The organism is Mesotoga infera, assembly GCF_900157305.1.
Taxonomy (GTDB): domain Bacteria; phylum Thermotogota; class Thermotogae; order Petrotogales; family Kosmotogaceae; genus Mesotoga; species Mesotoga infera.
Window position 1 is genome coordinate 2,268,371 of sequence record NZ_LS974202.1, and the last position, 13,782, is coordinate 2,282,152.

11 protein-coding genes and 1 tRNA gene are annotated in these 13,782 nt (G+C 47.2%); 5 read left to right on the top strand and 7 right to left on the bottom strand.

Annotated elements, in window-relative coordinates; genetic code table 11:
• Positions 1 to 68: 68 nt before the first annotated feature.
• Genes MESINF_RS10335 through MESINF_RS10345 form a run of 3 tightly spaced genes read left to right on the top strand, consistent with a single transcriptional unit; the run spans position 69 to position 3,274 of the window.
• Complete coding sequence (locus tag MESINF_RS10335) at positions 69 to 872, top strand: transglycosylase SLT domain-containing protein (protein ID WP_169699742.1); 804 nt, start codon at positions 69 to 71, stop codon at positions 870 to 872.
• Between the two features lie 3 nt (positions 873 to 875).
• Positions 876 to 2,363, top strand: a complete 1,488-nt coding sequence (gene aglB, locus MESINF_RS10340; protein WP_169699743.1) for a cyclomaltodextrinase — start codon at positions 876 to 878, stop codon at positions 2,361 to 2,363.
• Entirely contained in the window at positions 2,360 to 3,274 is a 915-nt protein-coding gene (locus MESINF_RS10345; protein WP_169699744.1) for a DMT family transporter, read from the top strand. Before aglB ends, MESINF_RS10345 begins: the two co-directional genes overlap by 4 nt.
• Here MESINF_RS10345 and smc read toward each other — a convergent pair.
• Together smc and MESINF_RS10355 are read right to left on the bottom strand one after the other, a co-directional pair.
• Positions 3,264 to 6,797, bottom strand: coding sequence for a chromosome segregation protein SMC (smc, locus tag MESINF_RS10350; protein ID WP_169699745.1), 3,534 nt, complete (start codon positions 6,795 to 6,797; stop codon positions 3,264 to 3,266). The genes MESINF_RS10345 and smc overlap by 11 nt on opposite strands.
• On the bottom strand, positions 6,784 to 7,803 hold the full coding sequence (locus tag MESINF_RS10355) for a radical SAM protein (RefSeq protein ID WP_231936727.1): 1,020 nt from the start codon (positions 7,801 to 7,803) through the stop codon (positions 6,784 to 6,786). The genes smc and MESINF_RS10355 overlap by 14 nt, the downstream gene beginning before the upstream one ends.
• A gap of 273 nt (positions 7,804 to 8,076) precedes the next feature.
• Between MESINF_RS10355 and MESINF_RS10360 the strand changes: the two genes are divergently transcribed.
• The gene (locus tag MESINF_RS10360; RefSeq protein ID WP_169699746.1) at positions 8,077 to 9,015 is read left to right on the top strand and encodes an asparagine synthetase A; all 939 of its coding nucleotides are present in this window, start codon (positions 8,077 to 8,079) and stop codon (positions 9,013 to 9,015) included.
• A gap of 30 nt (positions 9,016 to 9,045) precedes the next feature.
• On the opposite strand, the gene MESINF_RS10365 is transcribed toward MESINF_RS10360, so the two are convergent.
• The 4 genes from MESINF_RS10365 to MESINF_RS10380 form a co-directional block, all read right to left on the bottom strand.
• Positions 9,046 to 9,120 (bottom strand) — tRNA-Asn (locus tag MESINF_RS10365).
• Between the two features lie 56 nt (positions 9,121 to 9,176).
• Entirely contained in the window at positions 9,177 to 9,413 is a 237-nt protein-coding gene (locus tag MESINF_RS13700; RefSeq protein WP_231936728.1) for a DUF1667 domain-containing protein, read from the bottom strand.
• A gap of 131 nt (positions 9,414 to 9,544) precedes the next feature.
• Positions 9,545 to 10,780 (bottom strand): NAD(P)/FAD-dependent oxidoreductase, encoded by a 1,236-nt coding sequence (locus MESINF_RS10375; RefSeq protein ID WP_169701023.1) that lies wholly within the window; start codon positions 10,778 to 10,780, stop codon positions 9,545 to 9,547.
• Positions 10,777 to 12,228, bottom strand: a complete 1,452-nt coding sequence (locus MESINF_RS10380) for an NAD(P)/FAD-dependent oxidoreductase (RefSeq protein WP_169699748.1) — start codon at positions 12,226 to 12,228, stop codon at positions 10,777 to 10,779. The genes MESINF_RS10375 and MESINF_RS10380 overlap by 4 nt, the downstream gene beginning before the upstream one ends.
• A gap of 180 nt (positions 12,229 to 12,408) precedes the next feature.
• Between MESINF_RS10380 and MESINF_RS10385 the strand changes: the two genes are divergently transcribed.
• Positions 12,409 to 12,948, top strand: a complete 540-nt coding sequence (locus MESINF_RS10385; RefSeq protein WP_169699749.1) for a glycerol-3-phosphate responsive antiterminator — start codon at positions 12,409 to 12,411, stop codon at positions 12,946 to 12,948.
• Here MESINF_RS10385 and MESINF_RS10390 read toward each other — a convergent pair whose 3' ends face one another.
• Positions 12,949 to 13,779: an ABC transporter permease gene (locus MESINF_RS10390; protein ID WP_169699750.1), complete on the bottom strand. Its 831-nt coding sequence runs from the start codon at positions 13,777 to 13,779 to the stop codon at positions 12,949 to 12,951.
• Between the last annotated feature and the right edge of the window lie 3 nt (positions 13,780 to 13,782).

Here is a 13,782-nt window from a genome sequence, read left to right on the forward strand (position 1 = left end):
ACGATTACAAGATAAGTGGAGCCGGGGCAACCCGGCTTTTCTCTGATATAATAACCCAGAGGTGGAAAATGGATAAAGGAAAGAGATTGGATCTGATAGTCCTTCTAGTGTTGTTGACTTCAATCGTTGTTATATCAGGTCTGCTGGTTGGTTTTGGAAACCGGTTGAGCCCGAAAAAGGTGGCCTCTCTGGCGATTCTTTACAATGCCGGTCTGGGCGCTAACAGGGAGGACTTTCTCAACAACCCTTCCTACACTTACGACGACAGAGTGGTATCGGTTTACGAATATTTTGCCGGTAAGAGCGATTCAAAACCAGTTCTGAGTTCTGCGATAAAGATGCATAATGTGGATGATACAGAGCTTTTTTCTACCAACCCTGCCGTAGACAGACTGATCTCCTCCAAAACCCCCCGGGAGAATATCTCACTCAAGAACAAACTGCTGAGTCTTATCAAGTCTAACAAGCAACTGGATTCGAAAGGCGATGGGTTCAAAATCAAACTAGGAGAAGCCATTTACAGGGCGATCATGGATTTCACAGGTGTGAAAGTTAATATAATAGTAGGCGGGAAAGTGAAGACACTCGATCTCTCCAAACTGGATCCTTCGATAGTCGTCTCGATTATGATTGTGGAGTCCTCTCTCAATCCTTATGCGCTGATGGAAGAGAAAAGTCTCAACCCTTCCTTCTCTCAGTACGTTTACTCTCGTGGATTGATGCAGATCTACGAAATAACTCTCTGGACGCTGAATTCATGGCTAAAAGAGTCTCAGATAAATATTAAGCCCGAAGGGCTCTGGTCGATCAGGGATAATATCTTTCTTGGGATGGTTTATCTTTCGTATGCGAACGAAATGCTGGAGGAATGATCTATGGACGACTGGCAGAAGGACGCAATTATATACCAGATCTTCCCCGAGAGGTTCAATATAGGAATGGCACAGGACGTTTTCAAAAAGAGAGAGAAGGGTCACTACAGACTTCCCGAACAGCGTGTTCGTGCCTGGAATGAAAGGCCTCATGCCTCCCATGATGGTGGTCACCAGTACGATTTTTGGGGAGGAGACCTGAGGGGCATTATAGAGAAACTCGATTACATAAAGGATCTTGGGGTGAATACGATCTACATGACACCGGTATTCTGGGGCCACACCAATCACAAATACGATACTCTCGATTATTTCACGATCGATCCCGACTTCGGTACTGAAGAAGACATGAAAGATCTCTTGAAGTTGGCTCATGCTAAAGGATTGAGAGTAATTCTGGATGGTGTATTCAACCATGCCGGAATGGCCGGTAAATGGTTCAACGGGCTTAGCATTTTCGATTATTTAGGTGCGTTTCAGGGCAACAGTGAAAAGGAAAGCTTTTTTGTGCGGGCCAACGGGCAGTACAGAGGCTGGATGGATTCAAGAAATTTACTAGAACTCAATCTCGAAAACCCTGAGCTGGCCGAGATTATCTATAAATCAGAAGAATCAGTCATGAAACACTGGCTTAGGTTGGGTATAGATGGCTGGCGGCTGGATGTTGCTTACGATATCGGCCCGGAGATTCTCTCCCAGATGTCGGAAAGTGTGAAGAGCGTTAACCCACAGGCCTGTATCATTGGAGAGATCTGGAACTATCCTAAAGGCTGGAGAGAGAAGGCGAAGCTCGACGGTTTGATGAACTATTACTACAGATCTTTGATCTGGGACTCTCTTCGAGGTTCGCTGAAAGGCGAGACAGCGGCCATGATTCTTGGCGATTGTATCAACGATTGCGGGCTCGATTATATGTCGAGATCGTGGAACATTTTATCCTCTCACGACGTACCGAGACTAAAGAATGAATTCAGCTCGTTTGATGAAATCAAAGCGGCACTCGTCATGCAGTACACATTACCAGGCATTCCGATTATATACTATGGCGAAGAAATCGAAATGGACGGCGGTCACGATCCGGAAAACAGGAGCCCCATGGAGTGGGAGAAGGTTTCCAATCCCCCCCGTACATATCATCTCTATAGAAAACTGAACGAAATAAGGAAAAGCAAAAACGCGCTTCGGAGGGGTGAATTCGCCGTTCTGAGGGCCGGTGATCCTTCTCTTATAACTTTCAAGAGACACACCGAAAGTATAGACGAATTGATCGTTTCCGTCATCAACACGACGGAACGTAACGTCGGTACCAGAATCTATTTGCAGGAAGGCTTCCTGATGAACGGGACGGTTATGAGGGATATGCTGACCGGAAAGACGTTTTCAACTTCTTTCGGTTCGCTCGAAGCGAACATGAAACCGGGAGAAGCCTTGATACTCGAACCTGTAATAGACAGGAACATAAACCGGTACTCACCTTATAAGAGAATATGAAAACTTCAAAGGAGAAAGGTCTCGGGCTGATCGTTCTGGCGATCACTTCGATGATGTGGGGTATTTCATATATCTTCACGAAGGTTGCGGTGGAAAGTCTGCCGCCGATGTTTCTGGCAGTTCTGCGTTTTTCTCTCGCTGTTGCCGTTCTCTTTCCAATTGTAGGGAGGCGAAGGGGCTCGTTCGGGAGAGTAAGACATAGATTCGCTGCACTGGCAGGTCTTTTGGGAATAACCACATACTTCCTTTTCGAGAACTATGGTCTCACTCTCACCAATGCTTCCGATGCCTCGCTGATAGTCTCTACGGCTCCGATCCTGACGATAATACTTTATGACGTTCTGCGCAGAAGATTCGACTACTTCGAATACATTGGTGGCGGTATAGCTTTCGTAGGCCTGGGGCTGATAATTTATTCGGGAAGCTTCTCCAATGGTTCGAGCGTTGCCGGAAATTTGCTCTCTTTCGGAGCGGCCCTTTCTTGGGCCGGATACACGTACTTTTACGAAAGGATAAGAAACAGCTCGATTTGGACCACCATGGAGATAATGTTATGGGGACTGGTCTTTTCCTTGCCGTTGGCTCTTGTAGAGGTTTTCCTTCTCGGAAAGCCCGTCTCTTTTTCCACAGGAGCGGTAGCCGGCGTTATTTATCTGGGGCTATTTGCTTCCGCGTTGGGTTATATCCTCTGGAATATGGGAATAAACCTCTGGGGAGGCAAGGCGGCGACGCTCTGGGTCTATACAATTCCGATCTTCACTGTTGTGGCAGATGTGCTGTTTCTTAAAAATGTCCCGTCATGGCTGTTTTTCTTTGGATCGGCTTTAGTTGGGATCGGCATGGTAACAGTTATCACCAGAGAGTTCAGATCGATACTCTCTGAAAACGGGGAAAAATCTGCTAACCGGTGATCGACTCCACCGATTGCAGCTCGACCGGTATAACTCTAGAGAGACCGTCGGTCATCGTTACACCGTGCAACACGTTGGCCACTTCCATGACTAGCTTGTTGTGCGTGACAACCAGAAATTGTGTATCGAAGGCGTGCTTTTTCAGAAGCACCCTGAACCTCTCGGCATTGAAATCGTCGAGTGGTGCATCTACTTCGTCGAGCACGTAAAAGGGGCTTGGCTTTATGCTCAGCAACGAAAAAATCAACGCGATTCCCACAAGCGCTTTTTCTCCTCCCGAGAGGAGCTGCAATTTTTGGATCTTTCTTCCAGGGCGCCGCACGGTGATCTCGAGTCCCGTTTCGAGAAGATCGTCGCCTGGGATTATCTTGATATCACCTTCTCCCCCCTCGAAAATCTCGTCTATATAAGACGCGAAATTCTTGTTTATCCTGTCAAAGGTTTCCATGAAAATCGTCTTTGCCTTCGTATCGGTCTTTTCGATCAGTTCTATAAGCTTTTGTCTGGCGTCTTCTAGATCTGCCTTTTGATTGTTGAGCTCCTGGTACTCCCTGTCAACCACTCCGTATTCTTCTATAGCATCTAGGTCGACGCTACCCAGAAACTTCAACTTGTTTTCGTAATCGTCCAGCTCCACCTTGACCTCTCGTAGTTTGTCTTCCGAAAGAACCGGAATGTCGGCCGTATTTTCTCCGGAGTTCTCAATCTCTTCTCTTATTCTTGTCAGTTTCATCTGGCTTTCCTGTATCAACATCTCAAGCTGGTGGGAGCGGTCTCTCTTCTTTTCGCGTTTCTCCTTCAATTCGTTGATCATATCTTCGGCTTCCTGAAGAGCATTCAGTCTCTGCTCCTTACCCTCTCTCTGGTATCTTATGCTTGAGAAGAGATCTTCGGTCTCTCTCTTAACCGATGTGATCTCCCTCTCTTGATCGGCTACCTGCCTTCTTAACCGCTCGGTCTCCTCTTCTACCTCCTGCATCTCTCTTGAAAGAAGGTTTACGTTTTCCTGATCAAAGCGTTTCTTCTCCAGTATAGAGGCGTGTTCCTTCGAATACTGCTCCTGCTTTTCATATAAAGTCGAGAGTCTGAGTTTCGAATCCACGATACTATCCTGAAGCTCTTCGAGAACTTTTTTTTGCCTTTTCAATTCCTCAGACTCAGCCTCAACGCTCTCTTCCAGTTTCGCTTTTTCGATTTTCAGGGCAGATTGCTCGTTGACCAGGGATTCCTTCTTGAGATAACTTTCCTGTAACCTACGGGAGTACTCGGTTTCCAGCTTAACCAGTTCTACTATTTCATCCTCGACTTCCTGCGCTGATTTCAGAAGTTCGTGAATCATTCGATTTATTGCTGCCCCTTTCGAGGCCAGTTCGTTGAGCTCTTCCTGGAGAACTTTGTAATAGCCTCTCACTTCGGTTATATCGTCTTTCAGGCGCAGTATTTCTTTCTCTCTCAAAGCGATGTTCTTTTCCAGTTCGACTTCTCTTTCGGAAAGTTCGGCGATCCTTCTCTTTCTAGAAAGGAGATCCGTTCTGGCTTCATCATCGATGAAGCCGCCGGTGATCGAGCCGCCCCCGCTAACGAGCTGACCGTCGATCGAAACCATACGTCCTGAGAAGCCAAACTCCCTTCTCATCTCGATCGCGTCGTCAAGGCTCCTCGTAACTACGGAATTTCCAAAAAGATACGACGGCAACTTCTCGAAACCTTCCGGCACTTCGATCAATTTAGCCGCGTAGCCTATGAAGCCGGGATGCTTCTCTATCTTTGAGTAACGGCTAAAACTGCCCTCGATCATGTCGATTGGCAGAAGAGTGGCCCTACCGATTTTGTAGGTTTTCAGGAACTCCACTATCCTTTTGGCCGTAACTGCATCGTCAACAACGATGTCCTGCATCCTCGAACCAAGCAGGATCGTTACGGCGGTCTCGAAAGGTTGTGGAACATCGACGATATTGGCTACAACGTCCCTCAACCCGTTGAAACTGTCCCGCCTGTTGAAAACTTCCCTCACGGTTTTGGAGAAGCCCTGGTACTCATGCTGTTGCTTCTCCAGAAGAGTCCTCTCCATTTGCGAACGCTTGAGTTCATTCTGTTCCTGGGTCAGAGACTCTCTGGCCTTCTCAAGCGACGTGTCCAGCTCGGTTATTCTGTCTTTGGCTGCCCTTATGTTGGCTTCGACTTCCTTTTGCCTATCCGAACTCTCCTTTCCTTGTTTGGCAAGGCTTTCGATTTCCTCTTTTAGAGTTTCAAATCGCTCTCTCTTTGATTGAAGTTGTGTCTGGATCAATCTGAGACGCTTTGAAGTATCTTCGCGATTATTTTCAAGCCGCTCCAGCTCGTTCTCGATCTTCGACAGTCTTTTCTGAGTTGAATCGAAGCTCTCCTGCAACTTCAACCACTCTCGCTCGCGTGAGCTGTAGTTCCTAACAAGCGAGTCGCGTTTCTCCTCAAGTGATGTAAGCAATTTCTCCTCTTCATAAACCTGTTGGTTCAAACTGTCTATGATCAGCTTTATCTCGTCTTTTCTCTTCTCCAGTTCGTCGATTTCGTTTTTAAGGGAATCGATTCTGGTTGATACTTCTATCAGACGGTTTTCCCTCTCCCCGAGCCTTCTGGCATATATTTCTTTCAACTCCAGCAGGTCGTTCTGGCGTTTTTTGTACTCCTCCAGAAGTTGTGTGAAGCCTTCGATCTCTTTATCCACTTCGGAGAACTCGCTCCTGAGAGTTGACCAGTTGGATTCAGCTTCCACCAGCTTTTTTTGAAGTTCCTTCAACTCTTCTCTGATTCTCTCGAACTCACCTTGGTGAGTGAAAAGCGTTTCTTCTTCGATTCTGGCGATATTCCCGAAAAAGAGACCCTTCAACTCCTTCGTTTTCTGTGTGTATTCCAGGTATTTTTCGGCTCTCTTTGCCTTCAAATATAGAGACTTTCTCTGTTTGCCCAGTTCGAAGATGATATCTTCAAGTCTGTTAAGATTCTCCTCGGTTGAGGCGAGCTTCCCGAGGGCTTCTTTCTTTCTTTCCTTGTAGATAGCCGTTCCAGCTGCCTCTTCGATCAAAGCTCTCAACTCGTAAGGCGAGGCGCTTACAACCTTGTCCACCTGACCTTGACCAACTATGGAGTAAATATCCATCCCGACTCCCGTTCCCTGGAAGAGTTCCTTTATGTCCTTCAACCTCCCGGGTCTGTCGTTCAATCTGTACTGTGAAAGTCCATCCCTAGAAACCTCGCGGGCTATGGAGAAACTACCTTCTTGTGATTCGAAGGTTAGTCTCACTTCAGCCGAATTGGAAGGCGGAAATTTCTCAGAGCCATTGAAGATAACATCCTCTCTGTTGTCGGCTCTGATGTTCTTCATTGACTGCTCGCCAAAAAGCCAGCGTATCGCGTCAACAACATTGGATTTCCCACTTCCGTTGGGACCTACTACCGCTGTTATTCCAGCAGACACATCGAACTTCGTGGGCATCGCGAAACTTTTGAATCCCTTTATATAGATGGAGCTAAGTTTTAGCATACATCACCCCTAGAAGCCTCTCTCTGATTGAACTCAGGTAGCTCTCAACATCAAGGCGGAGACCGTTTTTCCGGAACTGAACTATTATACCCTCGTTTAAGGCCTTATCGACAACGTATCTCCCGTGCCCTGTGAAATCGCCCTTGTGAGAATTGTCCAAGACGATATGATCGCTCCCGCTGAGTCTATGATGTTCACGGAGCACTTCGAGCATAAGCCTGTTTCTGACCAGTTCGCCCAGAGCCGGGTGGTAAGGACCGGCCACTACATTTTTAACTTCATTTCCATAGAGGCACACACCTATCCTGTTGACGATAATCCCCGCTCCAGTGATAATCAGGTACATCTTCCAGAGAATCTCTAGCGACTCTTCCAGATTGGGTGGCGAGAAAAGTCCCATGTCGAAATCCTGTGCAAGCGGGGAGGCTTTTAGAATAACCAGTGGATGGATTCTCGCGCTGATCGCACCTGAGCGGACAACCTCAAGAGAGGAGAACAGATCTTTGTCGTGATTGTCTCCTGGCAGGCCAGTCATGAGGTGAAGGCCAAAGGGAATGGAGAGATCTTTTAGAATTCTCATCGCCGAATAGATCTCTTCAACTCCGTGATCACGGTTGCTCATTTTCAGGACCAGTGGATCGAAAGACTGCACTCCCAATTCGACCAGACTGATCGGATAATTTAGCAGAAGAAGAGCTTTTTCTCGGTTAAACTGTCCCGGTGAGGTAGAAAAGCGTATCCCCTTTATCACCTTTCTTTCAAAAAGCTCCAATCCTATATCCAAATATATCTTCTGCCTTTTGGAACCGGTGAACGTCCCGCCGTAGAAAGCTAGCTCCACGTTGTTCTTGTCGGCAAAATACGAGAGATACCTCTGTACGGTCGAAAGGATATCTTCTCTAGAAGGTAGTCTCTTAAGGCCGGTGACCGAATATTCATTGCAAAAGGTACAGTGGCTTTTGCAGCCCTCGTGGGGCAGAAAAACTGGAATAATGTTCATATTCATATATGTATTATAACCGACTCTGAAAGTTGGAGGCAAGAAAACGCTTCAACAAATCTTAATGAAAAGGCTTTCTATGTTACCTGCCGGATGGTAGAATCTCTTAAACACGGAGGTACTTGCATGGGTAGGATCATAATGAAGTTTAAGAAGTCCATACTCAATAATAATAACTGGCCGGGATCGGTCGGTTAATCTCTGCACACTTAGTAATTCAGAAGATTAAAAGGCCGATGGAAATCCATCGGCCTTATTTTTTTAAAAGGGGTTGAAAATATGGAGAGAACGGAAAAACTCAGCGACAGGATAATGGAACACCTCAGAGACCCATTCGTTAGAACAGCTGTCACAATCAAATCTAAAGTCATTGCAGAATCGGGAAATTTCCTGCGGGGAAAGGGATTTGTCGAGCTGCTTCCAACGATAATTTCACCGGTAACCGACCCACTCAACCACGAAGTTCACAACGCCAAATTCCGTTACTACGATCAGGAATATAAATTGATGCAATCGATGATTTTCCACAAGCAACTGGCCTGCACTGCTTTCGACAGGATCTTCATCATTTCACCCAACGTAAGACTCGAAACATCTGAAAAGGCCACTTCGGGCAAACATCTCTTCGAGTTTACACAGATAGACCTCGAAATGCGCGACAGCAGCAGGGAAGATGTTATGGAAGTCATGGAAGAACTAGTCGTTAGCGTCATCACTGCTGTGAAGAGAGATTGCGACCAAGCGCTGGATTATCTGGGATCCGACCCGGCCGTGCCTTCCCGACCCTTTCCAAAGGTGAAGTATCTGGATGCCTACGACCAGTACGGTAAGGATTTCGAAACTATTCTTTCGAAATCCTTTACCGGGCCTTTCTGGTTGATAGACATTCCTATCTGGGAGAGAGAGTTTTATGATCGACTTTCGGATGATGGCAAAACCCTTGTGGATATGGATCTTATTCTCCCACTGGGCTTCGGTGAGGTTCTATCGGGAGGCGAAAGAGAGTGGGAGTACCGGAGAATAGTCAAACGGATGGAGTTCAAGGGGAACGATCCGAAAGAATTGTCATGGTACATGGAGATCGCAGAGGACGGCGGCCTGGTACCAACGGCGGGCTGTGGTTTTGGAGTGGAGAGGTTGACGAGATACATCTGTTCCCTAGATCACGTTGCAAAAACCAGACTATTCCCCAAAGTTCCCGGCCAGAGCTGCATATGAAAAAACTCCCCCGAAATATCGGGGGAGTCCTGGCTCCAGCGGAGGGACTCGAACCCCCAACCGTCCGGTTAACAGCCGGATGCTCTGCCATTGAGCCACGCTGGAACACATTGATTATTGTAACTCGAAACTTTCTTTATTTCAAGTAGGTAGAGCTGTTTTTATTTCTCGTTGCTGCATCCGACCGCTCTGGTGGCAAGCAGTGGTGTACCTTCCCCGTCGATATCTTCGACAACCGTATCGCCGACTGCCACTGGGGCAACTATCGATAGACTCCTTATCTTTTTCATTATTTCCTTAATGCGCGCTCTATCTATCGGTCTCGCGGTCTTCACAGAGACCAGCGGTAGCGTACCGTTTGATACACCGATACTGGTTGTCAGAACTCTTTTAGGCATCATCAGCTCGTTACGGGCATATTCCTCACCGCGTGGGCAGCGGTTGCCTTCAATTGTGAAATGAACCCCATCTTTTCTGACGAATACTTTACATCCTACGGGGCATATAACGCACGTTATGTGGCCCTCCATCATTGCACCTCTACTGTAAGTCTGCCATGATTCATCAATGGTTGTAATTTGTCTCTATTCACTACCAGCTGTATCATCTCGCTGGGTACTCCGTACGAGAATTTCTTTTCGATCTTAAGTTCCCTTAAGACCACTACGCCTTTTTCCATCGGTTTTCTCAACCTTATATAAAGCCTCAAATGCTCTTCCATATCTACGATTCCCGGGACCAGAACACCTATATTCTTTCCCCTGAAGATAGGTACTCTATCACCTGAGGTGTTAACTCCCCTAGAGAAAAGTGCAGCGTGGCGGCCCGCAATCCAGCCTTCGGCAGCCACATAATCTACAAGATCGAAAACTGCGACATTATTTCCGGCCGCAAAGACTCCTTCGACACTGCTTTCACAGGTGTTAGAGACAAGAAAGCCTCTGTTCACCGGATCGACTTCAAGGTCGTCACTGAAATCTTCTACCTGTGGCAGAAGGCCCGCCGAAAGAATAAGAGCGTCAACGTCTATGTTTCTGGAGGTGCCCGGAATCGGTGTAAAGTTTTCGTCAACTTTCGAGACTTCCACACTTCTAAGTCTTCCTTCACCCCTGACTTCCGTTACGGTGGTGGAAAGATGGAGCGGTATATCGAAATCTTCCAGACACTGTACTATATTTCTGGTTAGTCCTCCTGGATAAGACATTCTTTCTAGAACGCCCACTACCTCGACTCCTTCGAGAGTAAGGCGCCTTGCCATTATAAGGCCGATGTCTCCTGAACCAAGAACCACGGCCTTTCTTGCCGGTATTCTATTTTCGAGGTTTACGTATCTCTGTGCAACTCCGGCAGGCATTATACCCGAAGGCCTGTCGCCTGGTATTAAAAGCGATCCAAACGGTCTCTCTCTGGCACCGGTGGAGATAACCAAAGCTCCGGCCTGTATTTCGTAAGCGCCATCTGGAGAAAGTACCTGCGCGACTCTTTTTCGAACATCGATATCACGCACGTACGATTGGTTGATGATTTTTACGTTTTCCATATTCATTTCATCGATCAATCTGGAAGCAAACTCGGGGCCGGTGAGTTCCTGGTGATAGAATTGCAGACCGAACCCATTGTGAATACACTGGTTGAGAACGCCTCCCACACTGGATTCTCTTTCGAGAAGTGTTACATACACACCTTCTTTTGCGGCACTGAGGGCACAGGCCATACCGGCTGCCCCGCCACCGATCACGAGAACATCCGTTTTCTCTCTTTTCAGCATTGTTCTCTCACCTTCCCGTCTGTTATCCAGCTTTCAGGAACGTTCTGGCGTATCTCTGAGAGATCTTTCCCGAGTTCTCTTGAGAGTATCGAGGCGATTTTCCAGCTGCAAAAACCGCCCTGGCAACGGCCAAAGCCGGCTCTGGTCCTAAATTTTACTCCGTCTACCGTTCTTGCTCCATCTCTTATCGATTGAACGATTTCGGCCTCCGAAACTTCGTTGCACTGGCAGATTATTCTTCCATAACGGTGATCGTTTTCGATCAAGCTTGAGACGGTTTCGAAGGGGAGTTCCTTTATTCTGATCCGTTCTTCTATGAAAGGATCGAAGTCTCTCTTCTCTTTGAGAGAAACGCCAATCGAAGGTAGAAGCTCAAGAACGACGTGTTCCGCGATCGCTGGAGCGGCCGTCAAGCCGGGTGATCTAATTGCTCCAACGGTTACGAAGTTATTTATTTCACGGGCGGCCTTTATATAGAAGTCTTTTCCGGAGCTTTCCGGCCTGATACCGGCGAAGGATTTTATATACCATTGAGGTGAGTCTATTCCTGGAATCAGCTCCCTTCCAGATCGCCTGACAGAATCCAGTCCCTCCACAGTTGTTTTCAGCTCTTGCGGAGTGAAATCCTGTAACTCTTCCGAAGTAGGTCCGAGGAGTACACCACCATCGATCGTGGGCACCACCAATCTTCCCTTTCCTGCTGCGCTAGGGAGCGGAAAGACGATTCTTCTGACAAGATCCCTGGCTTTTTTATCCAGGAGAATGTACTCACCCCTCCTCAACTTTACCGGCGGAACCTCAACGTTGAAAAGTCGTGCCACTTTTTCGTAAAAGAGGCCGGCTGCATTTATCACTATATCGACATTCTCTATTTCTCTACCTGAAGCCAGGCTAAGGCATTTTATAGAGTTCTTTTCAATCCTGCCACCAACCACTCCGTCTCCGGTGATTATTTCCGCTCCGTTGCGGGCGGCATTTATCGAGGCCGCTATGGCTACCATCCATGGTTCGGTGATACCGGCGCTTCCACAATAAAGGGCGTAATTAAAAGCACTAGAGATAGCCGGTTCCAGCATTTGTAGTTCTTCTCTCCCCACTATTCTCAGATCACGAACACCGTTGGCCTGCCCGTTTAACAGCAGCTCTTGAAGTTTTTTTAACTCTTCTTCGTTTTTTGCAACAACGATCGAGCCGATTCTGTTGACTGGAACTTTCAACTCTCTGGCCAGTCCATCGTACAATTCGTTGCCTCTTACGCACAGCTTACCCCTAAGGCTTGCCGGTGGATCATCATATCCCCCGTGAATGATGGCCGAATTAGCCTTAGTGATACCCTGGCCCAGATCCTCTCTCTTCTCTATAAGTATGACTTCACCTTCGAATCTGCTTAGTTGCCGGGCGATGAGCGTCCCGATAACTCCCCCTCCTATTACCACCGATCTCATCGAAACACCTCCATAAGAAAAAAACCACGCCATGAAACCATGGCGTGGTTTTCTCATAAGCTCTACCACGTATCTACAAAATTATAGCATATAGGACTTTCTCTTTTTACGCGGCAGGAAAAATTAATCGGAAAACCCCGCCTTTTTTAGATGGTAAAATACTAATGAAGGAGGTAGTCCATGCTCAAAGGTATTATTGCCGCTTTATGGGATAGAAAAACCCGGCCTGAGGAGGTGAATCCGCAGACGGTTTTCTTTCTGAACGGAGGCCTCTTTGAAATTCAAGACCGAATAAATGAATTCAAAGCCGCCGGCAAGTCTGTTTTCGTCGATATAGATTTTATATCAGGTCTTTCGGGTGACGAAGACAGTGTTATCTTTTTGAAGAAGTGTGGAATCGACGGTATTATCACCGCGAAAATAAGGATAAGCAAGCAGGCTATCTCTCTGGGAATGAAAAGCCTCCTGAGATTCTTTGCCTTGGATTCGCGGGCTGTTGACAAGGGGATTCAGCAGATACTCTCCAACGGTGTAAAAAACGTCGAGATTCTACCGGGTCTGGTATCCACCAAGGTTGCGCCCAAAATACGCGCGATGGTGCCGGATGTGAACATAGTGGCAGCCGGTCTTATCGATACCAGTGAGGAGCTAGATCTTCTGAAGAAGTATGTTGACGGTGTGTCGACCAGCTCGACAGCTCTATGGAGGTATAAGTGGTGATCATCTGTTTATCCTGGGATCGAGTATATCCCTCAATCCATCGCCCAAAATATTAAGACTGAGAACTATCAGAGCTATCACCAAACCGGGAAAGAGTACTACCCATGGCGCACTTAAAAGGAAGGCCGTCCCCTGCCCCACCATTCCTCCCAGAGTAGGTTCTGGCGGTGGAACTCCAAGGCCGAGAAAGCCGAGAGAAGCCTCCGTCAGAAGAGCAGTCGACATGTTTGTTGTGAAAGTCACTATGAGAACGGAAGAGATGTTGGGCAGAATATCCGTGAGCATAATGGAAAGACTCTTCTTTCCGAGAGCTTTTGAAGCCTTTACGTAGAGGCTTTCCCTTAGAGAGAGCGCGGCACCTCTCACAGTTCTGGCGAAGATAGGAACATAAACCAGCCCTATGGCGAATATCAGATTTATCATGTTCGACCCGAAGAGAGCGATTATAAAAAGTGCCAATATTAAAGAGGGGAAGGCGAAGAAGCTATCCATTATCCTCATCATAACCAGGTCTGTGACACCGCTGAGAAAGCCTGATATCAGACCCAGCATGGTGCCGATGAGTGCAGATATTGCGATCGCACTGGAAGCGATTATCATACTCTTCTGCAATCCGAACATGGCTCTGGAAAAGACATCTCTTCCGAACTGATCCCCGCCGAAAAAGTGTTTCCACGAAGGAGCGCTCATAAAGGCTTCTACGTCCATCTTGTAGGGATTGTAAGGAGCGAATAGACCGGGAAAGAGTGTTATCAATAGCACAATCGACAACAATAGCAAACTGATAACGTACAGAGGGTTTCTGGCTAGCCTACGTATAATCTTCAACACGTC

Excerpts from the sequence above, each read along its gene's own strand:
- MESINF_RS13700 (WP_231936728.1), bottom strand. The coding sequence starts at position 9,413 with ATGCCTAAAAGAGTTCTGACAACCAGTATCGGTGTATCAAACGGTACG.
- smc (WP_169699745.1), bottom strand. The coding sequence starts at position 6,797 with ATGCTAAAACTTAGCTCCATCTATATAAAGGGATTCAAAAGTTTCGCG.
- MESINF_RS10380 (WP_169699748.1), bottom strand. The coding sequence starts at position 12,228 with ATGAGATCGGTGGTAATAGGAGGGGGAGTTATCGGGACGCTCATCGCC.
- MESINF_RS10355 (WP_231936727.1), bottom strand. The coding sequence starts at position 7,803 with ATGAATATGAACATTATTCCAGTTTTTCTGCCCCACGAGGGCTGCAAA.
- MESINF_RS10385 (WP_169699749.1), top strand. The coding sequence starts at position 12,409 with ATGCTCAAAGGTATTATTGCCGCTTTATGGGATAGAAAAACCCGGCCT.
- MESINF_RS10360 (WP_169699746.1), top strand. The coding sequence starts at position 8,077 with ATGGAGAGAACGGAAAAACTCAGCGACAGGATAATGGAACACCTCAGA.
- aglB (WP_169699743.1), top strand. The coding sequence starts at position 876 with ATGGACGACTGGCAGAAGGACGCAATTATATACCAGATCTTCCCCGAG.
- MESINF_RS10335 (WP_169699742.1), top strand. The coding sequence starts at position 69 with ATGGATAAAGGAAAGAGATTGGATCTGATAGTCCTTCTAGTGTTGTTG.
- MESINF_RS10345 (WP_169699744.1), top strand. The coding sequence starts at position 2,360 with ATGAAAACTTCAAAGGAGAAAGGTCTCGGGCTGATCGTTCTGGCGATC.